This window comes from Flavobacterium odoriferum, assembly GCF_025499515.1.
Taxonomy (GTDB): Bacteria; Bacteroidota; Bacteroidia; order Flavobacteriales; family Flavobacteriaceae; genus Flavobacterium; species Flavobacterium odoriferum.
In genome coordinates this window covers 90,042-111,966 of the sequence record NZ_JAMKFA010000001.1, presented here as the reverse complement: position 1 = coordinate 111,966, position 21,925 = coordinate 90,042, and the positions used below count along the sequence as shown (strand labels likewise).

Sequence of the window (21,925 nt, the reverse complement as noted above, 5' to 3'; positions counted from 1 at the left end):
TTCCATTATGATTGCACTCATCAACAATGAATATAAAATCGACTTATCAAAACCCGTTGATATTTCTATTCCATTAACAAACAACGAACAAAATCCAATTGCGTGGTATCAAAATTTACCCGAAATCGAACCCGTAAAAATGGGCGATTGGATAGGAAAAGTTTCGGAAGGGAAATCGTCTACGAATTTCAATAATATTTTTTTCAATCCGCATGCACATGGTACGCATACAGAATGTTTAGGACATATCACACGAGATTTTTATTCAATAAATCAATGTTTGAAACAGTTTTTCTTTACTGCTGAATTGATTTCTGTGGAACCAAAAGCGATCGGAGAAGATTTAGTCATTACAAAAGAGCAAATAGAGATTGTTCTAGGAGAAAATTCGCCAGAAGCTATCATCATAAGAACATTACCAAATCCAGAAAACAAAAAACATTTAAATTATTCCAATACGAATCCGCCTTATTTGGATGAAGCGGCTGCGATTTTTATTAGAGAAAAAGGCATTCAACATTTATTAATCGATTTACCAAGTGTCGACAAAGAACACGATGAAGGAAAATTACTAGCACACAAAGCATTTTGGAATGTAAAAGACGTGAATCAAGTAAATAAAGATGCTCGTTTTACTTGTACAATTACGGAAATGATTTACGTTAATGAAGGAATTCAAAACGGAAGTTATATTTTGAATTTACAATTTGCTTCATTTGAAAATGATGCTTCGCCATCGAAACCAGTTTTGTATAAAATTGAAAAGTAATTAACAAAATGAATATCCAACAACTATACGAATTCTGTCAATCTAAAAAAGGTGTCACTGAACATTTTCCATTTGATGAAGATACTTTGGTGTTTAAAGTAGGAGGAAAAATGTTTTGCTTAACATCATTATCCGAATGGGAAAAAGGAACACCATCGTTAAATTTAAAATGTGATCCAGAACGTGCTTTGGAACTTCGAGCGGAATATGAAGCTATTGAGCCAGGATATCACATGAGTAAAATACATTGGAATACAGTTCGTTTTCATGGTGATGTTTCCGATAAAATGATGTGCGAATTGATTAATCATTCCTATGAACTTGTTTTCAAAAGTTTAACGAAAAAAGTCCAACAAGAAATTCAAGAATAGAAAATTAGGCATTACTTTTGTGAATGATTTCTGTGAGGTTTTTAAAATCTTGTAGGTAAAAAAGTAAATGTTGAATATTCAATTTTGAATAAAGAATTTTGAATAAAGAATTTTGAAATAAATTATGATAGACAACTTAAAAAAAATATTAAACGAAGATCAAGATCCAAAAGCTATTGAGAAAATCACGGCTAAATTGGAGAATCTTTTAATGTCGAACGAAGAAGTAGGCTATATTGCCGTTCAAAAAAAACCAGCAGTAACTATTTTTCCAGATAGCATTGTGGTGACAAACAAACGTATCATTTTATGTAAACCTAAAAACTTAGGATTATCAATGGAATTCATTGATTACGATTGGGATGATATCGCAGGTTCGTTTGTAAAAGAAGGTATTTTAGGAGCAGATTTCACCTTTACAACTAATTCAGATTTAACCCATACAGTTGATTATTTGCCAAAAAATCAAGCACGAAAATTATATACTTACGCCAAAGAGCAATTGGATTTATTGAAAAATCCAAAAGTAACAACTCCAGTTGTTGAAGAAGTTAAAGCAGAAGCTCCAATTGAAACTCCTGTCCAAGAACCAGAAATTGAGGAAGTTCAAACAGAAGAAGTAACGCTTTATGCTGAAATTATGCCAACTTCAAACGATATTATTCGTGATACAGAAGTTGAAGCTCCAATTTCGGAAGAAAAAGGGTTAGCACATTTATCGCAAGACGAATTGTTTGCGAAACTCCAGAATTATAAAAAATTACTAGACAACGGATTAATCCTTCAAGGTGAATACGATAGATTGAAAGGCGAAATATTGAAGTTTTTGTAATTTCTAACCGCTAATAAAACATAAAAAGAATCCCGATAAATTTTAACTTATCGGGATTTTTGTTTTATCCTTTGTAAACCTTGCGGTTAAGGTCTACATCGATTTTTTCTGCTTCTCCACAAAACCATCGGCTTGGAGTTTTAGTAATTCCAATGCAGTTTTCTTTTTGTAGTTGTACAATTCTTTATCTTCTTTGATGTCGGCATAGACTTTATCGTAAATTTCGGCATCGGTTTTCTTTTGTAATTCGCTTTGGTAACGATTTTGAGCTAGCATGTTTTTGATGCCCATTTCGTTGTCTTCTTGTTTGAAATCGTATTCGCTTTTTGGCGATAATAATTTGGCAATAATTGGCGAAGTTTCAATCGCTAAAAACAATAGCATAATAAAAAACGATGGTAACCATGGCAATTTATTCAAGGCGTTAATTCGCGCCATTAAACCGTCGAAGCCTTCGATAATGGGTTGGGTTTCGGTGACTTTTTTGTCTAAATCGGTTTGTAAAGTTTTAGCTTTTGCTTCTAAATCGGTGATTTTTGCTTGGTTTGAAGCTTTTAATGTTGCTAAATCTTGCAAAGAAGCATCGTGTTTTTCACGTTTTTCTTTATAAACAGGGCCTTTGCCTAATTTTTTTGTTCCAGCAGTTCCTTCAGCTTCGGTGATGTAAACCGAATACAAATCGTTTACTTCTTTCTCTTTTTTAAGAATGTCCGATTTTAAACTATCAATTTGGGCTTTGTTTTTATCTAAATCCGATTGAAAATAATTGGCAACTTGTTTTTTGTTAGCCAACATCATTTCGTTCTTTTCTTTTAATAAAACGGTATTGATTTCTTTTTCAAAGATTTTAATTTCCAAAGGTTTTGAAATTACGATAGCAATAATAATCGCCAAAGCAATTCGAGGAGTAGCTTGAATAAATTCATCTAGAAAACTATCTCTTTTTTTAATAGTAGACACAATAAATCGGTCTAAATTAAAAATAAGCAAACCCCAAACTAAACCGAAAGCTATTGCAATAAATGCATTATCGAAAACGGTAAAAAGCGCATAAGCACTAGCAATAAAAGCCATTACGGCAGTGAAGAAAACGGTAGCTCCAATTCCGGCATATTTGTTTTGCTCGCCATTGGAACAGCCATTAATTATGTCGGAATCTACGCCCGAACATAACATAAAAAAACGTTTTAACATGATGATTGATTTTGATTGATGATGATTAGTACAAATTTAACGCCAAAAGTTTCAAGTTGTTGCTAATTTGTTGAAAAATAGTTGGTAAAAGAAAAATCCGCTGTTTCGAGCGGATTTAAGTGGGTTATTTTTTTTCTTCGGGTTGAGTTAATTTTTCGCCATTTTCATTGACGCGATTGCCCCAACGATTGTAATATTCTACTTCACCATTTTCGTTTTTTATAAAGAAATACGTACCAGTATGAGTATCATTACTCAAATAAATATATCCACTTTGTTTTGTTCCAATGTCAAAATCATCAAGTGATTTTACTGTTAATGGATCTTGAGCTTTATCAGTTTTTTCTACTTGTTGAATGGTTAAGCTTGGATTTGGATTCAATTTTTCGCCTTTTGCATTCACACGATATCCCCAACGGTCAAAATATTCAATTGTGCCATCATCGTTGGTTACATAAAAATGCGTTTCATCGTTAATTGTGATGTAACCATTTTTCTCTTTTGTGGTTCCTGTGCTGTCGGTTGTGCCTTTTTCGTTGAAATAATGGTCGCCTATTTTTTGATATTCTTCGCCTTTGATGGTTACTTTTTCTAAAGGTTTTACTTTTTTGATGGTGTCAACCGTTTTGATGTTTATTTTTTCTGATGATGGTTCATCAGTTTTTACAGCTTGTAGGTTAATTGTTTTTTCTGAAGATGGTTTATCAGTTTTTTCTTGTTTTGTTATTATTTTTTCTTGTGCAACGGTTTCAATACATAAAAAAGAAACTAATACTGCAAAAATGGGTGCAATGGCTATCTTTTTTAAAACAGCTGTGTTTTGCGATGTGCTTTTTGTCATCATAATTAATCGTTTTTTGGTTACTAAATAATTCAAATTACTGGCCAAGTAAATCGTTTGGGTTCCAATTTCTTTTTGTAAAAGCAAATTTTGATAAAACGGGACATTGTTATAGGTTTTCACAATTTCTTCATCGGCAAGAAATTCGTGATTGAGTTGAATGGCTTTTTTATAGAAAATAAAAATGGGATTGAACCAAAAAATTACTTTCAAAAATTCGATAAATAATATATCTAAAGTGTGTTTTTGAGTTACATGAACTAATTCGTGTGTGTATAATTCGTCTTCAATGTTTCTATTGTTATAATCTTCAAAATTGATGTAAATAAAATTTAAAAACGTGTGCGGAAGCGTTTTTTCATCTATTAAAATCAAATTAGCGTTTTTGTATTTTACTTTCGGATTTGAAATGGTTTTTGAGATTAATTTCCAAGCATTTTTTCCAAATCGGATTGCGAATAGTAAAGTGATTAATCCGTACAAACTCCACGAAATGATTTTAAAATAATCGATGGGTTCAACTACTTTTTCGGTTTGGATAATTGTTGGATAAAATTCCATTTCGGCATCAACATAAACAGGGATTTCTGTAATGATTTGATAAGTTACGAATGGAATTATCAATGAAATAATAATCGAACCCAAAAGATAAAATCGATTAAATTGATGTATTTTTTCTCGTTCTAACACTAAATGATAGAAACCAAGAAAAACCGTTAAACAGATGGTTGATTTGATTAAGAAGTCGATCATTTTTTCTTTTTTTGAAGTTCTACATCAATTATTTTTTTTAATTCTTCCAGTTCTTTTTCTGATAAATTAGTTGAAGTGGTAAAAAACGAGGCAAACTGAGAAGCAGAATCGTTAAAGAAATTTTTGATTAATCCGTTAACGTGTTTTGAAAAGTAATCTGATTTTTTTACCAACGGATAATATTCTCTTGAATTTCCAATTTCAGTATATGCTACAAATTTTTTATCAATCATTCGTTTTAACAAAGTTGCCAATGTTGTTGTAGCTGGTTTTGGTTCTGGATAGGCTTCTAAAATATCTTTCATGAAAGCTTTTTTAAGTTTCCATAAATGTTCCATTACTTGTTCTTCGGAATTTGATAATTGCATTCTTCTACATTTTTAGAATTAACTCTACAAATGTAGAATAAAAAATCAATTCTACAAGTGTAGAATGAAATTTTAACAAAAAACCCTCACATTACTGCAAGGGTTTTATATAATTAAGTGACTATTTACTAATCACTTTTTACTTTTTACTAAAAATTAGTATCTGTAATACTCAGGTTTGAATGGACCTTGTACTTCTACACCAATATATTCCGCTTGGTCTGGACGTAACGTTTCTAATTCAACTCCTAATTTAGCTAAGTGTAACATTGCTACTTTTTCATCTAAATGTTTTGGTAACATATAAACGTTATTGTTATAAGCAGCACTGTTGTTCCATAATTCAATTTGAGCTAACGTTTGGTTTGTAAATGAATTACTCATTACAAAACTTGGATGACCTGTAGCACAACCTAAGTTTACTAAACGACCTTCAGCTAAAATGATAATGTCATTTCCGTTTACGTTGTATTTATCAACTTGAGGTTTGATTTCAATTTTAGACGCACCGTGGTTTTTGTTTAACCAAGCCATATCGATTTCGTTATCAAAGTGACCGATGTTACAAACGATAGTTTTATCTTTCATTTGCTCAAAATGAGAACCTAAAACGATGTCTTTATTTCCAGTTGTAGTAATAATAATATCAGCAGTTTTGATAACTGTATCTAATTTTTTCACTTCAAAACCGTCCATAGCTGCTTGTAAAGCACAAATTGGATCAATTTCAGTAACCGTTACAATAGAACCAGCTCCACGGAAAGAAGCCGCAGTTCCTTTTCCAACATCACCGTATCCACAAACAACTACTCTTTTTCCAGCTAACATAATATCTGTAGCTCTTCTTACTGCATCAACAGCAGATTCTTTACAACCGTATTTGTTATCAAATTTAGATTTAGTAACTGAATCATTTACGTTAATTGCAGGCATTGGCAACGTTCCAGCTTTTACTCTTTCGTATAAACGGTGAACTCCAGTTGTAGTTTCTTCCGATAAACCTTTGATTCCAGCAACTAATTCTGGGTAACGATCAATAACCATGTTGGTTAAATCTCCACCATCATCTAAAATCATGTTCAATGGTTTTCTGTCTTCACCAAAGAATAAAGTTTGCTCAATACACCAATCAAAATCTTCTTCATTCAAACCTTTCCAAGCATACACTTGAATTCCAGCAGCAGCAATAGCAGCAGCGGCTTGATCTTGAGTTGAGAAAATGTTACAAGAAGACCAAGTAACTTCTGCACCTAAAGCAATTAAAGTTTCAATTAAAACAGCAGTTTGAATTGTCATGTGAAGACATCCAGCAATTCTAGCTCCTTTTAAAGGTTGAGTTGCTCCGTATTCTGCTCTTAAAGCCATTAAACCTGGCATTTCAGCTTCAGCTAATTCAATCTCTTTTCTTCCCCAAGCTGCAAGTGAAATGTCTTTCACTTTATAAGCTACATAAGGTAATGTTTGTGTACTCATCTATTATGTATATTTGTATATTCTAAAATTAGAGTGCAAAATTACAAAATAACTTTTTATTTTTTCAAAGATTTCTATTAATTTGTGAATTGTTTAATTTTCTAACGATTTGAAAAACAACAAAATATAAATGCCGCTACATAAAATTTTACATATCAACGAAAATACAACTGCATACTTCTGGCACATTACAGAAGACGTAACTTCGTTATTTAGAGCTGTTTCGTTACGTGATACTTCGCTTTTTCGTCTAGAAGGGATGAAATCAGAAGAACATCAAAAAGGATTTTTAGCTGTTCGAATGTTACTACAACATTTGGGTTATAATGATTATGATTTAACTTATGATGAAGCTGGAAAACCTCATTTAATGCCAGAAGCTGGAAGCTGGAAGCTGGAAGAAACCCCATCACCCAACACCCAACATCCATCATCCATCATCCAACACATCTCCATTTCGCATTCACATGAATTTTCTTGTATTTGCATAAGTGATGAATTGATGGGAATTGATTTGGAAAAACTCAAAGAAAAAACTTTGAAGATTGCACCAAGATTTATGGGAGTAAAGCATTTAGAAAATCTTACCACTTCGGAACAAATAGAGAAAGCAACGGTAATTTGGGGTGTAAAAGAATCTATTTTTAAAATTAAGAATGAAAAAGGAATCAGTTTTCCAGAGCACATTTTTGAAGACGAGTTTGATTTAAAAGATGGAAAATGTACTGCTAAATTACATTTTAATAACCAAATAGAAAACTTCTATATTCAATTTTATAACGTAGAAGCGTATATCTTTGTGTGCGCTTTCCCAAATAAATAAAATGCAAAACCTGTATCAAAATATACTTATAGCGAAAAAGAATCGTCAAAAACTATTAGCCATTTTAATCGATCCCGAAAAGGTTTCAATTAAACAAGCAATTGTTTTGTCAGATAAAATTAAAAAGTCAACAGCCACACATATTTTTGTAGGTGGAAGCACTTTCAGTGGAACACATTTAGACGAATTGATTTCAGTTATTAAAACAACGACTCAATTACCAGTATTAATTTTTCCAGGACATCCTTCTCAGATTTCCAATGAAGCCGATGGAATTCTATTTCTAAGTTTGCTTTCAGGTCGAAATCCAGAATATTTGATAGAACATCATATTAATTCGGTTGAAGCTTTAGAAAAATCAAATTTGGAAATTATTCCAACAGGATATTTACTTATCGATGGAGGAAAAGAAACGGCTGTACAACGTGTAAGTCAAACGCAACCGATTGAACAAGAGAATATTGAATTGGCCTATAAAACAGCAAAAGCAGGCGAATTTTTAGGAAAGAAATTAATTTATTTAGAAGCTGGAAGTGGCGCTAATAATCATGTTTCGTTAGAAATGATTCGCTACGTTGCTCAAAATATCGAAATTCCGTTGATTGTAGGTGGAGGTGTTCGTTCAATGAAGACCATTCAAGAAGTTTGCGATGCTGGAGCAGATTTGGTTGTGATTGGAACTGCTTTTGAAAATGATACCAACTTTTTTAATTTATAATCATGCTCGATTTTTTAATTAACCAATATAAAGAAGCTTCAAACTTTCAAATTTCATTAGAATTTGTGGCTTTTATATTCGGAATTTTGAGTGTTTATTTTGCTAAAAAAGAAAACATTTGGGTGTACCCAACAGGTTTGATTTCGACAGTAATTACGGTTTATTTGTTGTATCAAGCAAAGTATTTTGGAGACATGACCATGAATTTTTATTATTCAATAATGAGTGTTTATGGTTGGTACAAATGGTCAACAAAATCGACTGAGCCCGATTTGTTAATTTCAAGAACATCAACAAAAGAAAAGATTATAGGTTTTGGTCTATTTATTCTTACCATGATAATCACATATTTTGTATATGTTTTTTTTGATTATAAGCTTGAAATTCCTAATTATATTGATATTTTTACATCAGGAATATTTTTTACAGCCATGTGGTATATGGCTTTAAAAAAATTAGAGAGTTGGACATTATGGATTATAGGAGATTGTATTGCAGTTCCATTATTTGCTCATAGAGGCTTGGGAATGTTGTCATTACAATATTTGATTTTTACAATTTTAGCCGTCATGGCTTATTTACAATGGAAGAAGATTTTAAACAGTTACCAACAAGTATAATAAAAATCGCAATGTATGGTCCTGAAAGCACAGGTAAAACTACGCTTTCAAAACAATTAGCCGCACATTACAACGACGAGTGGATTCCTGAATTTGCTCGCGATTTCTTACAAGAAAAATGGGATAAAAATAAGGAAATTTGTACAGAAGAAGATTTGATTCCTATTGCAATTGGTCAAGTAAAATTAGAGAACGAGGCGGTTTTAAAAGCCAAAAAATTCTTGTTTTGTGATACTAACTTATTAGTCACTAAGGTTTTTTCAGACATTTATTACAATAGATGTGATGCGAATTTAGAAAAAGCAGCAAGAGAACATGAGTATGATTTAATTTTTCTTACCAATATTGATGTGCCTTGGGAAGCTGACGACTTGCGCGATAGTCCAGATGATAGAGAAATTACATTTGGAACATTCAAAAAGGCAATAATCGCTAATGGAAATCCGTATATAAAACTCAAAGGCGATGTTACCTCAAGATTTGAAAAAGCAGTAAAAATAATTGATGAATTGGTTCTTGCCAAGCAATTAGGTTTTACTTCTGCTGATTTTGTTGCGATCTATCATAAGAAAATATTGCTTTCAACAATTCATAAGCAAATGCAGTTTTTTAAAGACGGAATTGCAAAGGTGAATTTAGTACGTTCTGCTGTAAAAAACGACGGAATTTTTGCTTATAGTGAAGAAGAAATTAAAAAATATATTCATTTTTTTGATGATAAAAAACAAAATTTAGACATTCAAAAGTTCGTTCCAGCTTCGGGAGCTGCTAGCCGAATGTTTAAGTTTCTGTCAGAATTTATTAATGAGTTTGATGCTGAAAATGACACAATAAATTCATACATAAATCATAAGAAATGTACTGAATTATCGGTTTTTTTAGTAGGATTAAAAAGTTTTCCTTTTTATACTGAGTTAAAACAGAAAACAATTGAAATTTACCCAAATTATTTTGAAAAGGAACGCGAAGAACGAAATTATCTTTTAATAAAAACAATGCTTTCAAAAGAACATTTTGACTTTGCAAATAAACCAAAAGGAGTTTTACCTTTTCATCAAAAAGAAGACAAAATAGTTACTCCAATTGAAGAACACATTAAAGAATCGGTTTTTTACCAAATTCCGAACAGAAAAGCAAAAATACATTTTACGGTTTCGCCAGAGCACCAATCTTCATTTGAAGAAATTATAAGACAACACGAAAATGTAGACATAACTTTTTCATTTCAGCAAGAAACAACGGATACGTTAGCGGTAAATAATGACAACACACCTTTTAGAAATGATAGAGGTGAATTGGTTTTTCGTCCTGGCGGACATGGAGCTTTGATTGAAAATTTGAACCAACTTTCATCGGATATCATTTTTATTAAAAATATTGATAATGTTTCGCAAAATCATATTGTTGACATCGTAAAATATAAAAAACTTTTAGGCGGAATTTTATTCAAATTGCAACAGCAAATTTTTACATTTTTGCAAGAATTAGAAAGTGAATCCGTTTCAATTGAAAAAATAAACGAAATTAAAGCATTTGCCCAACGACAGTTACATATTATTTTTCCAAATGATTTTGAAATGTATAAAAAATCGTTTCAAATACAATATCTCTTTAACGAATTAAATCGACCAATTCGTGTTTGTGGAATGGTTAAAAATGAAGGAGAACCTGGTGGTGGTCCTTTTTGGGTGAAAGACGAAAATGGGAAAATATCTTTGCAAATTATTGAAACTTCGCAGATTGATTTAACAAACGAAAAACAAGTGCAAATTGTAAATGAGGCCACTCATTTTAATCCAGTAGATTTAGTTTGTGGCGTTAAGAATTACAAAGGAGAAAAATTTGATTTAACACAATTTGTTGATGAAAATACGGGCTTTATCGTTTCTAAAAATAAAAACGGCAAACCATACAAAGCATACGAATTACCAGGATTATGGAATGGTGCAATGGCAAATTGGCTCACACTTTTTGTGGAAGTACCTTTGGTTACTTTTAATCCGGTTAAAACCGTAAATGATTTATTAAAACCAGCACATCAACCCGAAAATAATGGATAAAGAAATTTTACTTTCCGAATTAAAATTTAAAGCTGTTAGGAGTAGTGGTGCTGGCGGTCAAAACGTTAATAAAGTATCTTCAAAAGTAGTTTTGAGTTTTGATTTGTTTAATTCTTTGGGTTTAAACCAAGAAGAAAAAGAACTTTTGAAAACTAAAATTTCAACTAAATTAACACAAGAAAACATACTCATTCTCACAAGCGAAGAAGATAGAAGTCAACTTAAAAACAAAGAAGTTGTTGTTAAAAAATTCTTGAAAGTCATTGAAAACGGTTTAAAAATCCCGAAACAACGCAAAGAAACGAAAATTCCAAGAGCAGTTAAAGAAAAACGCTTGCAAGAAAAAAAGTCGACCGCTTCCATAAAAGAAAACAGAAAGAAACCCAACTTTTAACTAGGAACTTTAAACTAAAGAGTTATATCTTTGCCATGTCTCAAAGGGGTGCTCAAAATATCGAGCTGAGATCATACCCATAGAACCTAGAACAGGTAATGCTGTTTAGGGAAAAGACACTAAAAAAAGTGCACGTTTATTAGTGTCAAAGAGTATCAAATTTAATTTTTAACAAAGAGTAATTGCCCCTTTTATTCGTATATATTTTACGAATGAAAACTTTACCCAAAAAAAGTACAAGGTACAAAGTATGCAGTACAAAGACTTATTTAAGTCTATTTTCTATTTTCTTTTCTCTATTTTCTTTCTCTCAAGAAGCACAGAAAGACACCACAAAAGTCACACAACTAAAAGAAGTTATTGTATCTTCGGTTAGGGCAAAGGACAAAAATCCAATCACTTACACTAATGTTGCTGCCGCAGAAATTGCTCCACGTAATTTAGGACAAGACATTCCAGTTTTATTAAATTATTTGCCTTCTGTAGTTACTACAACCGATGCTGGAAATGGCGTAGGTTATACCTACATGAGAGTTCGTGGTTCCGATGGTTCTCGAATCAATGTTACTTTAAATGGAGTTCCGTTTAACGATAGTGAAAGTCAAGGAACATTTTTTGTGAATTTACCCGATTTTGCTTCTTCATTAGAAACTGTTCAGTTGCAACGCGGTGTAGGAACTTCAACTAACGGAGCCGGAGCTTTCGGTGCGAGTTTAAACATGCAAACTAAATCGTTTCAAGAAAAAGCCTATGCTGAGGTTTCAAATTCAGTGGGAAGTTTCAATACGAGAAAACACACTTTAGCCTTTGGAACGGGCTTGCACAATAATTTTGAAATGAATGCTCGAATTTCAAATATTGCCTCTGACGGATTTATTGATAGAGCTTCTTCTAATATGTTTGGCTACTTTTTTAATGCCAATTACATCACCGAAAAATCACAAGTAAAATTTTTAGCTTTTGGCGGGAAAGAAAAAACCTATCAAGCTTGGTATGGCATTGAAGATGTTGATAAATTAGAAAACGACCGTACATTCAATCCAGCAGGAATGTATACGGATGAATTTGGAAATACACAATTCTACGACAATGAAACCGATAATTATTGGCAAAATCATTTTCAATTACATTGGTCTGAAAAATGGTCTGAAAAATGGATTTCAAATGCAGCACTACATTATACCATCGGTAAAGGTTATTTTGAGCAATATAGAGAAGATGAAGATTTAGCCGATTACAATTTACCTGATTTCAACGGAAATTCGACTTCAGATTTGGTAAGAAAACGTTGGTTGGATAATGATTTTTTTGGAGCAACATTCTCTTTAAATTATAAAACAGCAAAAACCGATTTGTTATTTGGAGGAGCAGCTAATCGTTATTTAGGAAAACATTTTGGAGAAGTAGTTTGGACGCAAAATTACATCCCAAATCAAAACCGATATTATGATGATTTCGGAAACAAAGATGATGTAAATTTCTATACTAAAGCATCATATAATATCACAAGCAAACTGAATTTATTTACTGATTTGCAATATCGAATGGTGTTTTATGAAGCAACAAGTGTTAAGTTTTCTGATGTAAATGATACATTTCGATTTTTTAATCCAAAAGCAGGTTTGAGCTATCAATTGAATGCTAAAAATTCATTTTATGGGTATTTCGGAATCGCAAACAAAGAACCAAGACGTGATGATTATGAAAACGGAAGTGTAAAACCAGAACGTTTATTTGATTATGAATTGGGTTGGAAATACAATACTCAAAAAGTAAAAATTAGCGCCAATGCATTTTATATGAACTACAAAGACCAATTGGTTTTAACTGGAGCTTTGAATGATGTGGGTTCGCCAATTTTTACCAATAGCGGAAAAAGTTATAGAGTAGGATTAGAAGTTGAGTCATCAATTGCAATTACAGATAAGTTAATTTTAAATCCAAACGTAACTTTGAGCCAAAACAAAAATCAAGATTTCTATTTTCAACGAGATGGTGTTTTGCAAAACTTAGGCAATACTGACATTGCGTTTTCCCCAAATTTAATCGTAGGAAATCGCCTAACTTTTTTACCTATTAAGGATTTTCAAATTTCATTTTTATCCAAATTTGTAAGCGAGCAATACATGGGAAATATCGATTCAGAGCAATCTAAATTAGATGCTTACTTTGTAAATGATTTGAATGTTAATTACGAATGGACGTTAAATAAAGCCATTAAATCAATTGTTTTTTCAGGATTGGTGAATAATATTTTCGATTTAGAATATGAATCAAACGGATATTTCTACACCTACGATGACGATTGGAGTAATCCAGGAAACGTTACCACTGTTGAAGGAACAGGATATTATCCACAAGCTGGAATAAACTTTCTTCTAGGGATGAGTTTAAAATTTTAGTTAAATTAAGTTAAGTTGAAAAAAGCCTGAAAATATAAACTTTCAGGCTTTTTTATTAGTTATATACACGTAACGAAACTGCATCAATTTGTTCCACCCTATATTGTTTCATTGAATATTGCATTCCAGCAGCTTGACCAGTAAATAAGCTATAAGAAGCGCTATCACATCCACAAATAGCATTAATACCACTTAATGTCATAGTCGAACAGCTACTTAATGCCTGATTTGGGCAAGCAGCGTCAAAAGCAACATAGCCGCTTCCAGTATTAAAAACAAAAATTCCTCTAACGCCAGCACTACCATTATTAATATAAACAGCATTGCTTGGAAATTGTAAATTGCTATATTGAGGCAACGACATATTAATATTTAAACTAAAACCATAATTAGGTAAATACGGATTGTTATTGCTGAAATTTTCTTTATCGCAACCCATTAAAAAAGGAAGAATAAGTAAAATAATATATTTTTTCATGAGTTTTTTTTATTTCAATTGTAAAACAAATTTAATTAATTACTTTTGAGATACATTATACAATGTCATAAATTAATATTAAAAATAAATTACTATCTTTGTGAAAAGGAATCCCATGTAGGTGGGATTCTTTCTATTTTATAAACAATGAAGTTATGAGTACAGTATCTTATTACACAGCAGAAGGGTTAAAAAAATTAAGAGAAGAATTAGACCAACTTAAAAGTATAGAAAGACCAAAAGCATCGCAAGCCATTGCAGAAGCAAGAGACAAAGGTGATTTGTCTGAAAACGCAGAATATGATGCGGCAAAAGAAGCTCAAGGATTGTTAGAAATGAGAATTTCTAAGATGGAAGAGATTGTTTCAAATGCACGTTTAATAGATGAATCTCAGTTAGATTTATCTAAAGCTTTGGTGTTGTCTAAAGTAAAAATTAAAAACCAAACCAATGGTATGGAAATGACCTATACTTTGGTTGCAGAAAGTGAAGCAGATTTAAAAACAGGTAAAATTTCTGTAACTTCTCCTATTGGGAAAGGTTTACTTGGAAAATCTGTTGGAGAAATTGCCGAAATTAATGTGCCAAATGGCGTATTGAAATTTGAAATATTAGAAATTTCTAGAGATTAATCTTTATTAGGAAGCATTTCTACTTTTAAACTTATAAACTTGAAAAATGAGTTCAATTTTTACCAAAATAGTAAACGGAGAAATTCCTTGCTATAAAATAGCTGAAGATGAAAATTATTTGGCTTTTTTAGATGTGAATCCAAATGCAAAAGGACATACACTTTGTATTCCAAAACAAGAGATTAATAAAATCTTTGATATGGAAGAAGAGCATTATTTAGGGTTGATGAAGTTTTCAAGAAAAATTGCAAAAGCAGTTGAAAAATCGGTTGAATGTAAACGAATTGGTGTTGCTGTGGTAGGATTAGAAGTGCCGCACGTTCACGTACATTTAATTCCACTTCAAGACATGGATGATATGCGTTTTCAAAGAAAAACCAGTTTATCACCAGTAGAGTTTCAAGAATTAGCGAAGCAAATTGCTTCTAATTTATAATAAAAAAAGCACCTTTTTGGTGTTTTTTTTTGATTAAAAACAGCTATGAAATATATAATTTTTCTTTTATTTTTTCAAACTATTCTTTTTTCACAAGTTAAAAGCATTTACGCTCCCGTTGAAAAACAAATGCGTCTAATTCCAGAACAGCAAACAAAGTCAGCTCAGGAAATTGCAAGCTATATTCAAACAAATTTTAAAGGCGAAGAACTGCAAATAAAAGCAGCTTATTTTTATGTAATTTCAACTATTTCTTATGACGTTACCTATAATTTTTCTACAGAATTATTTAGTAGCGATGAAGATTTTGTTACAAAAACCATTGCAACAAATAAAGGAGTTTGTATTCACTATGCTAAACTGTTTAAAGCTATAGTAGATAAATTGGGCTATCAATGTCAAATAGTTACAGGTTATACAAAGCAAAATAATCAAATTAGCAATTTATCACATGCATGGTGTGCCATTAAAATGCAAGATAAAAATTGGTATATATTTGATCCAACTTGGGATTCGGGTTATGTAAAAAATGATAAATTTGTTCGCAACTTAGTTTCTAAACATTTTAAAATGTTGCCTTCAGCTGCAATTATTTCGCACATGCCTTTTGATTATTTATGGCAATTTACAAAAGAACCCATTACTAATCGCGAATTTTATAACGGAAAACCATATGATGGAAAGCCAAAAATAAATTTTGAGTATCAGATTGAAATCGATAAATACCTAAAATTATCAGAAGTTGATAAAGCATTTGAAAGTTCAGAAAGAATTCAAAAGAATGAAATTTTGAACGACTTAATTTTGGAACAATATAATTACATGAAAAGTGTATTTAATGTTTCAAGAATGAATAAAAATGTTGAAAAATTTAACGAAATTGTAGAAGAATACAACGTAGCAATTGTATTATTGAACGATTTTATTATTTATAGAAATAAAGAATTTACGCCATCGTATTCAGACGTAATTCTTTTAGAAATGATTCAAACACCTAAGGAAAAGTTAGAAAATGTTCAAAAAGAATTTTTTATTTTAGGAAGTGTAGGAAAAGAAAATACTTCAAGTTTTAATGCATTAAAATCATCAATTTCTGAAACGGTTAAACAAGCACAAGAGCAATATGAATTTGTAAAAGAATACATATCAAAAAGTAAAAAAGAAAGAAAAAAAATGTTTAGAACCGTTACCTGGTTTGGACTTCCAATTAAATAATTTAGACTTTCTTAAAACTCATTTGCATGGTTGTTCCTTTTCCAATTTCAGAATGAGCCACTTTTATTCTTCCTTTATGATATTCCTGAACAATTCGTTTTGTTAACGATAATCCTAATCCCCAACCGCGTTTTTTTGTGGTAAATCCAGGTTCAAAAACTTTTGAAAATTGGTTTTTTGGAATTCCTTTGCCACTATCAGTAATTTTAATTTTAACCACATCTTCTAATTCCGAAATTGCAATAGCTAAACTTCCTTTGCCTTTCATGGCATCAATAGCATTTTTAACTAAATTTTCAATCGTCCAACTGTGTAAAGCAGGATTAATCGCAACAAAAATAGGGTGTTCGGGAGCTTTAAAAGTAAAAATAACCTGCTGAGAAACTCGAGTTTGTAAATAATCAACTGTGTTTTTCGTGTCTTCAATAATATCGCGTTTTTCTAACACAGGTTCGCTTCCTATTTTCGAAAATCTATCGGTAATAGTTTGTAATCGCGTAATGTCTTTTTCAATTTCAACAATGGTACTTTCTTCTACATTGTCTAATTTTAAAATTTCTAACCAACCAATTAACGAAGACAAAGGCGTTCCAATTTGATGCGCGGTTTCTTTAGCCATTCCAGCCCAAAGTTTATTTTGAGTTGCCATTTTTGTAGCACGATAAAAATTATAAACAACGGCGCCAAACAAAATAATAATCAACAACAAGGCAACAGGATAATATTTCAGTTTGTTCAATAAAGGTGAATCTCCATAATAAACCAATTGATATTTACTATTTGAGCGCTCCATTTTGATGGGTTGGTTGTCGTTTTTTACGGAATTGAAATACTTTTTTAGTGCAATACTATCTTTGGAAATTTCTTCATCAATATTATTAAAATCAATAATATTTTCTTTACTATCTGTAATAAAAATAGGAATGGTTGTGTTTTTTGTAATAATTTGCAAAGGAAGTTCTATGTCGGTATTTTCATTTGCATTAGCAATCGTTGTAAGAGCGCTTGCCCAAAATTCCATTTTTGCACGTTCTTCATTTTTGAAAATTTGGAAAAAGTTGTAAGTATTCCAAAGTATTAAAATTACTATGAAAAAGGAAGCTAATATGATAAACCAACGCGTAAGATTTCGCTTTTCTGAAAACTGCATGTATTCGTATTTGAAGTAAAAATACTAAAATCCTTTTTAATTTGATGTTTATTCTTGTAATTGAACTTGTAATTGTTTGTTATCTTTGTAAAAAATAGTTTTAGTATGTTAAGCATCGATCCAAAAGAAATAGCGCCAGCAAAATTACAAGGATATTTACAAAGTGCAGTAGCGCCAAGACCTATAGCTTTTGCAAGCACTATGGATAGTAATGGAAATCCAAATTTATCGCCCTTTAGTTTCTTTAATGTGTTTAGTTCTAATCCACCGATTTTGATTTTTTCGCCAGCAAGAAGGGTTCGTGATAATACTACAAAACATACATTAATCAACGCTCAAAACACTAAAGAAGTTGTGATTAATGTAGTGAATTTCGACATCGTACAACAAATGTCATTATCAAGTACCGAATATCCAGATGGAGTTAATGAGTTTGAAAAAGCAGGATTTACGATGCTAAAATCAGACAAAGTAAAACCATTTCGTGTAGCTGAAAGTCCAGTGCAGTTTGAATGTAAAATTAACGATGTGATTGCTTTAGGCGACCAAGGCGGAGCAGGAAATTTAGTAATTTGTGAAGTGGTGAAAATTCATATTAATGAAGCCGTTTTGGATGCAACAGGAATGATTGACCAACACAAAATTGATTTGGTTGCCCGAATGGGAGGTAATTGGTATAGCCGTTCTAATGTAGGGATGTTTGAGGTTGAAAAACCATTGACCACTTTAGGAATTGGTGTTGACATGATTCCTGATTTCATCAAAGAAAGTGGCTATTTTACGGGTAATGATTTAGGAAAATTAGGAAACATAGAAAATATTCCAACCGAAGAAGAAATTGCTATATTTGTAAAAGAAAATTTTGAAGTAAAAGCGGTTTTAAGTGCCGATGATATGGATACAAAATTTCAAAAAGCAAAAGAGTATGTAGATAATGGAAGAGCTATTGATGCTTGGAAATTGTTATTAGCAAAAAAATAAATTTAAGTATTATGGAAGTTTTAGGAAGAGTAAAATTAATTAATCCTGTACAACAAGTAAGTGCTTCTTTCAAAAAAAGAGAACTTGTAGTTACTACAGAAGAGCAATATCCTCAACACATTTTGATTGAGTTTGCACAAGACAAAACAGATTTGTTAAACAATTATAATGTTGGAGAACAAGTAAAAGTTTCTATCAATTTAAGAGGAAGAGAATGGGTTAATCCACAAGGAGAAACAAAATATTTCAACTCTATACAAGGTTGGAGAATTGAAAAAGTTCAAGCAGAAGCGCCAAGCGCACCACAAATGCCACCAATGCCTGCATCAGAAGCATTTGAACCAGCAACTAACTTCAAAGAAGAAGAACACGACGATTTACCTTTTTAAAAGTTAGAAGTCAGAGTTTAGAAGTCAGAAGTTTTATAATTTCTGACTTTTTCTTTTTCTAAATTCTAATTTCTGAATTCTAAATTTAAAACGATGTATTTTTTAACCAAAGAATTATATTTTCCGCCTGCAGAAACAGCTTCACCTGAAGGGATTGTAGCGGTTGGAGGTGATTTGTCTCCAGAACGACTTGTATTAGCATATAAATCGGGAATATTTCCATGGTTTGAAGATGATGAACCAATTTTGTGGTGGAGCCCACCAGAACGCATGGTGTTATTTTTTGAAGATTTGAAGATTTCGAAAAGCATGCGAAACATTATAAATCAAAGGAAATTTAAAGTTACGTTCAATACCGCTTTTAGAGATGTAATTCTAAACTGCAAAAAGATTTCCAGAAAAGATCAGCTAGGAACTTGGATTACCGACAATATGGTAGAAGCCTATTGTAAATTGCACGAGTTAGGAATCGCAAAAAGTGTTGAGGTTTGGCAAAATGACGAATTGGTTGGAGGTTTGTATGGCGTTGATTTGGGTCACGTTTTTTGTGGTGAAAGTATGTTTTCAAAAGTGTCAAATGCTAGTAAATTAGCTTTTATTGCGTTAGCAAAACAATTAGAAATGGCAAACTATCATTTATTAGATTGTCAAGTCTATAACGACCATTTAGATAGTTTAGGTTGTGTTGAAATTGACAGAGAAGATTTTTTGATGGTTTTGAAGTCTAAAGTTTAGGCAAAGTTCTCACATACAATTCTTCCACTTTTTTTCTTGCCCAATCTGTTTTTCTTAAGAATGTTAAGCTTGATTTTACCGATGGATTTTCCTTAAAACAGTTGATGTTTATTAATTCGGCTAACCTATCAAAGCCATAGAAATTTACTAATTGTTCTACAATTTCCTTTAAAGGTTTTCCGTGAAGTGGGTCGTTGCTCATATTTGTATGATTTATTTTAATATCTTTGGTAAAGTTACTCAATAAATTATTTATGAAATATATATTTATCTTATTATCCCTGCTATTTACTTTTTCAATACAAGCACAAGTTATCAACATACCCGATGCAAATTTTAAAGCAAAACTAATCGCACTCGGTGTTGACGATAATGGAAATGGTGAAATTGAAATGTCAGAAACAGTCGAGGTTTATGATTTGCAACTACAAAATTCAAATATTTATTCATTAGAAGGGATTCAGTATTTTACAGAAATGGATTGGTTAGATTGTAGTGGTAATAACATTTCTGATTTGAGTGTGTTGAATAGTTTTTCAAACTTCTATACATTAAATTGTAGTAATAATAATTTGACAAATCTTAATTTATCAAATTTATATTCGATAACAAATTTATATTGTTCTTATAACCAGTTGACCAGTTTAGATTTAAGTAACACATTGTACACTGTAATAGATGTTGTTGCCGATAACAACAATTTAATAACTTTAAATATAAAAAATGGTGTTGGAGTAAATGGTATTTATATTGAAAACAATCCAAATTTAAGTCACGTTTGTGTAAATGACAATCAGGAGGCATTTTATATTTCTTATTTTCAAAGCGCAAGTACCACTCAAGTGGGAGTTCCGGCGAGTGTAGTAGTTAATAGTTATTGCAATTTTACACCAGGGGGCAATTATTTTACAATTAATGGTACTGCTCATTTTGATGCAGATAACAACGGTTGCTCTGTTTTAGATAGTGGTTATTCTAATTTTAAAGTTAATGTTTCCAATGGCACAACAGCTTTAACCACACTTACTAACGCTGCGGGTTTTTATGAGACCTATGTGCCAGCGGGTAATTATACCATAACACCTCAAATTGAAAATCCTACTTATTTTACGGTTACTCCAGCATCTACTACAGTGGATTTTCCTACACAAGCAAGCCCTTTTATTCAAGATTTTTGTGTTACAGCAAATGGTATATTTCATGATTTAGAAGTTGCTATCGTGCCTATTGGTGTGGCACGACCAGGTTTTGATGCTAGCTATAAAATACAATATAAGAACAAAGGCACTCAAATAGAAAATGCAAATTTGGGTTTTAATTTTGATGATTTAGTCATGGATTATTTAACAGCATCAACAAGCCCAACTAGTCAAAGTACAGGAGCTTTGAATTGGAATTTAGGCACGCTTCAACCATTTCAAATGGGAAGTATTACAGTAAATTTCAATTTGAATGCACCAACAGAATCACCAGCTTTGAATGGAGGAGATATACTTCTGTTTTCTTCAACAATTAATGGATTGTTTTCAGATCAAACACCTTCAGATAATACTTTTTTATTAAATCAAATTGTTGTTAATTCATATGATCCAAACGATAAAACATGTTTAGAAGGAGTTGTGGTAGATCAAAACAAAATAGGAGATTATCTACATTATCAGATTCGTTTTGAAAATACTGGAACCTACCCTGCACAAAATATTGTGGTTCGTGATACCATAGACGCAACAAAGTTTGATATTTCTACATTAGAAATGGTTAATGCAAGTCATAATTGTAAAACAAAAATCACTGATGATAAAGTAGAATTTATTTTTGAAAATATTAATTTACCTTTTGATGATGCTACAAATGATGGTTATATTGTTTTTAAAATCAAAACAAAATCAACATTAACGGTTGGGGAATCAGTTAGCAACACTGCGAGTATTTATTTTGATTATAATTTCCCGATAGTTACAAATACTGCAGCATCTGCTTTTCAAAATTTGAGTAGCGAAGATTTCTCGAGTGAAAACAAAGTTTTGTTATACCCAAATCCAGTAAAGAACACATTATTTTTAACCTCAAAAAACAATATTGACTCAATTATCGTTTATGACATTCAAGGAAGAAAAATACAAGACAATATAGTAAATAGTAACGAACTAAGATTGGATACTAATGGACTAATTAAAGGTTGTTATTTTATAGAAATTATTTTTCAAAATCAAAAAATGACTAAAAAATTTATAAAGCAGTAAAATATTTATAGTTATCAAAAAGAGGAAAGTCTAAAATTTAGATTTTCC

The 21,925-nt window shown here is 31.4% G+C and carries 23 protein-coding genes; 16 read left to right on the top strand and 7 right to left on the bottom strand.

Features of this window, described 5'->3' with window-relative positions; all coding sequences use genetic code 11:
- The first annotated feature begins 7 nt into the window (after positions 1-7).
- From M9Q43_RS00475 to M9Q43_RS00465, 3 genes are all read left to right on the top strand, one after another.
- A complete protein-coding gene (locus M9Q43_RS00475) occupies positions 8-769 on the top strand; it encodes a cyclase family protein (RefSeq protein ID WP_262317030.1) in 762 nt (253 codons plus the stop codon).
- An 8-nt stretch (positions 770-777) separates the two neighbouring features.
- On the top strand, positions 778-1,140 hold the full coding sequence (locus tag M9Q43_RS00470) for an MmcQ/YjbR family DNA-binding protein (RefSeq protein ID WP_262317029.1): 363 nt from the start codon (positions 778-780) through the stop codon (positions 1,138-1,140).
- Positions 1,141-1,264: 124 nt separating this feature from the next.
- On the top strand, positions 1,265-1,972 hold the full coding sequence (locus M9Q43_RS00465; RefSeq protein WP_262317028.1) for a PH domain-containing protein: 708 nt from the start codon (positions 1,265-1,267) through the stop codon (positions 1,970-1,972).
- Between the two features lie 93 nt (positions 1,973-2,065).
- Here the strand turns inward: M9Q43_RS00465 and M9Q43_RS00460 are convergent, their stop codons facing one another.
- From M9Q43_RS00460 to ahcY, 4 genes are all read right to left on the bottom strand, one after another.
- Positions 2,066-3,166 carry a DUF4407 domain-containing protein gene (locus M9Q43_RS00460; protein ID WP_262317027.1) on the bottom strand — a complete coding sequence of 367 codons (1,101 nt, stop codon included), beginning with the start codon at positions 3,164-3,166 and terminating at the stop codon, positions 2,066-2,068.
- Positions 3,167-3,290: 124 nt separating this feature from the next.
- Positions 3,291-4,760, bottom strand: a complete 1,470-nt coding sequence (locus tag M9Q43_RS00455) for a M56 family metallopeptidase (protein ID WP_262317026.1) — start codon at positions 4,758-4,760, stop codon at positions 3,291-3,293.
- Positions 4,757-5,128 carry a BlaI/MecI/CopY family transcriptional regulator gene (locus M9Q43_RS00450; RefSeq protein WP_262317025.1) on the bottom strand — a complete coding sequence of 124 codons (372 nt, stop codon included), beginning with the start codon at positions 5,126-5,128 and terminating at the stop codon, positions 4,757-4,759. The genes M9Q43_RS00455 and M9Q43_RS00450 overlap by 4 nt, the downstream gene beginning before the upstream one ends.
- Positions 5,129-5,284: 156 nt before the next feature.
- Entirely contained in the window at positions 5,285-6,601 is a 1,317-nt protein-coding gene (gene ahcY / locus M9Q43_RS00445) for an adenosylhomocysteinase (RefSeq protein WP_262317024.1), read from the bottom strand.
- Between the two features lie 130 nt (positions 6,602-6,731).
- Between ahcY and M9Q43_RS00440 the strand changes: the two genes are divergently transcribed.
- The 6 genes from M9Q43_RS00440 to M9Q43_RS00415 all read left to right on the top strand — a co-directional run bounded on the left by M9Q43_RS00440 (position 6,732) and on the right by M9Q43_RS00415 (position 13,618).
- The gene (locus M9Q43_RS00440; protein ID WP_262317023.1) at positions 6,732-7,424 is read left to right on the top strand and encodes a 4'-phosphopantetheinyl transferase family protein; all 693 of its coding nucleotides are present in this window, start codon (positions 6,732-6,734) and stop codon (positions 7,422-7,424) included.
- Between the two features lies 1 nt (position 7,425).
- The gene (locus M9Q43_RS00435; RefSeq protein ID WP_262317022.1) at positions 7,426-8,142 is read left to right on the top strand and encodes a phosphoglycerol geranylgeranyltransferase; all 717 of its coding nucleotides are present in this window, start codon (positions 7,426-7,428) and stop codon (positions 8,140-8,142) included.
- A gap of 2 nt (positions 8,143-8,144) precedes the next feature.
- Complete coding sequence (gene pnuC / locus M9Q43_RS00430) at positions 8,145-8,762, top strand: nicotinamide riboside transporter PnuC (RefSeq protein ID WP_262317021.1); 618 nt, start codon at positions 8,145-8,147, stop codon at positions 8,760-8,762.
- A complete protein-coding gene (locus M9Q43_RS00425) occupies positions 8,726-10,822 on the top strand; it encodes a DUF4301 family protein (RefSeq protein WP_262317020.1) in 2,097 nt (698 codons plus the stop codon). The genes pnuC and M9Q43_RS00425 overlap by 37 nt, the downstream gene beginning before the upstream one ends.
- The gene (gene arfB, locus M9Q43_RS00420; RefSeq protein ID WP_262317019.1) at positions 10,815-11,216 is read left to right on the top strand and encodes an alternative ribosome rescue aminoacyl-tRNA hydrolase ArfB; all 402 of its coding nucleotides are present in this window, start codon (positions 10,815-10,817) and stop codon (positions 11,214-11,216) included. Before M9Q43_RS00425 ends, arfB begins: the two co-directional genes overlap by 8 nt.
- 212 nt (positions 11,217-11,428) lie before the next feature.
- Positions 11,429-13,618, top strand: coding sequence for a TonB-dependent receptor (locus tag M9Q43_RS00415; RefSeq protein ID WP_262317018.1), 2,190 nt, complete (start codon positions 11,429-11,431; stop codon positions 13,616-13,618).
- Positions 13,619-13,673: 55 nt separating this feature from the next.
- On the opposite strand, the gene M9Q43_RS00410 is transcribed toward M9Q43_RS00415, so the two are convergent.
- A complete protein-coding gene (locus M9Q43_RS00410) occupies positions 13,674-14,096 on the bottom strand; it encodes a Rieske (2Fe-2S) protein (RefSeq protein ID WP_262317017.1) in 423 nt (140 codons plus the stop codon).
- A 155-nt stretch (positions 14,097-14,251) separates the two neighbouring features.
- On the opposite strand from M9Q43_RS00410, the gene greA reads away from it, so the two are divergent.
- The 3 genes from greA to M9Q43_RS00395 are packed head-to-tail and all read left to right on the top strand — an operon-like array spanning position 14,252 to position 16,379.
- Positions 14,252-14,728 carry a transcription elongation factor GreA gene (greA, locus tag M9Q43_RS00405; protein ID WP_262317016.1) on the top strand — a complete coding sequence of 159 codons (477 nt, stop codon included), beginning with the start codon at positions 14,252-14,254 and terminating at the stop codon, positions 14,726-14,728.
- A gap of 46 nt (positions 14,729-14,774) precedes the next feature.
- On the top strand, positions 14,775-15,164 hold the full coding sequence (locus M9Q43_RS00400) for an HIT family protein (RefSeq protein ID WP_262317015.1): 390 nt from the start codon (positions 14,775-14,777) through the stop codon (positions 15,162-15,164).
- A gap of 45 nt (positions 15,165-15,209) precedes the next feature.
- Entirely contained in the window at positions 15,210-16,379 is a 1,170-nt protein-coding gene (locus M9Q43_RS00395) for a transglutaminase domain-containing protein (protein WP_262317014.1), read from the top strand.
- 1 nt (position 16,380) lies between these two features.
- Here the strand turns inward: M9Q43_RS00395 and M9Q43_RS00390 are convergent, their stop codons facing one another.
- Positions 16,381-17,529 carry a sensor histidine kinase gene (locus M9Q43_RS00390; protein WP_262317013.1) on the bottom strand — a complete coding sequence of 383 codons (1,149 nt, stop codon included), beginning with the start codon at positions 17,527-17,529 and terminating at the stop codon, positions 16,381-16,383.
- A 105-nt stretch (positions 17,530-17,634) separates the two neighbouring features.
- Here M9Q43_RS00390 and M9Q43_RS00385 point away from each other — a divergent pair, with 105 nt between their 5' ends.
- From M9Q43_RS00385 to aat, 3 genes are all read left to right on the top strand, one after another.
- The gene (locus tag M9Q43_RS00385; protein WP_262317012.1) at positions 17,635-18,510 is read left to right on the top strand and encodes a flavin reductase family protein; all 876 of its coding nucleotides are present in this window, start codon (positions 17,635-17,637) and stop codon (positions 18,508-18,510) included.
- A gap of 11 nt (positions 18,511-18,521) precedes the next feature.
- Entirely contained in the window at positions 18,522-18,899 is a 378-nt protein-coding gene (locus tag M9Q43_RS00380) for a DUF3127 domain-containing protein (RefSeq protein ID WP_262317011.1), read from the top strand.
- Positions 18,900-18,992: 93 nt separating this feature from the next.
- Positions 18,993-19,634 carry a leucyl/phenylalanyl-tRNA--protein transferase gene (aat, locus tag M9Q43_RS00375; RefSeq protein WP_262317010.1) on the top strand — a complete coding sequence of 214 codons (642 nt, stop codon included), beginning with the start codon at positions 18,993-18,995 and terminating at the stop codon, positions 19,632-19,634.
- On the opposite strand, the gene M9Q43_RS00370 is transcribed toward aat, so the two are convergent.
- Positions 19,624-19,836, bottom strand: a complete 213-nt coding sequence (locus M9Q43_RS00370) for a VF530 family protein (RefSeq protein ID WP_262317009.1) — start codon at positions 19,834-19,836, stop codon at positions 19,624-19,626. The two genes, aat and M9Q43_RS00370, sit on opposite strands and share 11 nt — an antisense overlap.
- A 52-nt stretch (positions 19,837-19,888) precedes the next feature.
- Here M9Q43_RS00370 and M9Q43_RS00365 point away from each other — a divergent pair, with 52 nt between their 5' ends.
- Entirely contained in the window at positions 19,889-21,877 is a 1,989-nt protein-coding gene (locus M9Q43_RS00365; protein ID WP_262317008.1) for a T9SS type A sorting domain-containing protein, read from the top strand.
- The last annotated feature ends 48 nt before the right edge of the window (positions 21,878-21,925 follow it).

Bases quoted from the DNA above. Each gene is read 5' to 3' on its own strand.
- M9Q43_RS00475 (WP_262317030.1), top strand. From the start codon at position 8: ATGATTGCACTCATCAACAATGAATATAAAATCGACTTATCAAAACCC.
- M9Q43_RS00470 (WP_262317029.1), top strand. From the start codon at position 778: ATGAATATCCAACAACTATACGAATTCTGTCAATCTAAAAAAGGTGTC.
- M9Q43_RS00465 (WP_262317028.1), top strand. From the start codon at position 1,265: ATGATAGACAACTTAAAAAAAATATTAAACGAAGATCAAGATCCAAAA.
- M9Q43_RS00460 (WP_262317027.1), bottom strand. From the start codon at position 3,166: ATGTTAAAACGTTTTTTTATGTTATGTTCGGGCGTAGATTCCGACATA.
- M9Q43_RS00455 (WP_262317026.1), bottom strand. From the start codon at position 4,760: ATGATCGACTTCTTAATCAAATCAACCATCTGTTTAACGGTTTTTCTT.
- M9Q43_RS00450 (WP_262317025.1), bottom strand. From the start codon at position 5,128: ATGCAATTATCAAATTCCGAAGAACAAGTAATGGAACATTTATGGAAA.
- ahcY (WP_262317024.1), bottom strand. From the start codon at position 6,601: ATGAGTACACAAACATTACCTTATGTAGCTTATAAAGTGAAAGACATT.
- M9Q43_RS00440 (WP_262317023.1), top strand. From the start codon at position 6,732: ATGCCGCTACATAAAATTTTACATATCAACGAAAATACAACTGCATAC.
- M9Q43_RS00435 (WP_262317022.1), top strand. From the start codon at position 7,426: ATGCAAAACCTGTATCAAAATATACTTATAGCGAAAAAGAATCGTCAA.
- pnuC (WP_262317021.1), top strand. From the start codon at position 8,145: ATGCTCGATTTTTTAATTAACCAATATAAAGAAGCTTCAAACTTTCAA.
- M9Q43_RS00425 (WP_262317020.1), top strand. From the start codon at position 8,726: ATGGAAGAAGATTTTAAACAGTTACCAACAAGTATAATAAAAATCGCA.
- arfB (WP_262317019.1), top strand. From the start codon at position 10,815: ATGGATAAAGAAATTTTACTTTCCGAATTAAAATTTAAAGCTGTTAGG.
- M9Q43_RS00415 (WP_262317018.1), top strand. From the start codon at position 11,429: ATGAAAACTTTACCCAAAAAAAGTACAAGGTACAAAGTATGCAGTACA.
- M9Q43_RS00410 (WP_262317017.1), bottom strand. From the start codon at position 14,096: ATGAAAAAATATATTATTTTACTTATTCTTCCTTTTTTAATGGGTTGC.
- greA (WP_262317016.1), top strand. From the start codon at position 14,252: ATGAGTACAGTATCTTATTACACAGCAGAAGGGTTAAAAAAATTAAGA.
- M9Q43_RS00400 (WP_262317015.1), top strand. From the start codon at position 14,775: ATGAGTTCAATTTTTACCAAAATAGTAAACGGAGAAATTCCTTGCTAT.
- M9Q43_RS00395 (WP_262317014.1), top strand. From the start codon at position 15,210: ATGAAATATATAATTTTTCTTTTATTTTTTCAAACTATTCTTTTTTCA.
- M9Q43_RS00390 (WP_262317013.1), bottom strand. From the start codon at position 17,529: ATGCAGTTTTCAGAAAAGCGAAATCTTACGCGTTGGTTTATCATATTA.
- M9Q43_RS00385 (WP_262317012.1), top strand. From the start codon at position 17,635: ATGTTAAGCATCGATCCAAAAGAAATAGCGCCAGCAAAATTACAAGGA.
- M9Q43_RS00380 (WP_262317011.1), top strand. From the start codon at position 18,522: ATGGAAGTTTTAGGAAGAGTAAAATTAATTAATCCTGTACAACAAGTA.
- aat (WP_262317010.1), top strand. From the start codon at position 18,993: ATGTATTTTTTAACCAAAGAATTATATTTTCCGCCTGCAGAAACAGCT.
- M9Q43_RS00370 (WP_262317009.1), bottom strand. From the start codon at position 19,836: ATGAGCAACGACCCACTTCACGGAAAACCTTTAAAGGAAATTGTAGAA.
- M9Q43_RS00365 (WP_262317008.1), top strand. From the start codon at position 19,889: ATGAAATATATATTTATCTTATTATCCCTGCTATTTACTTTTTCAATA.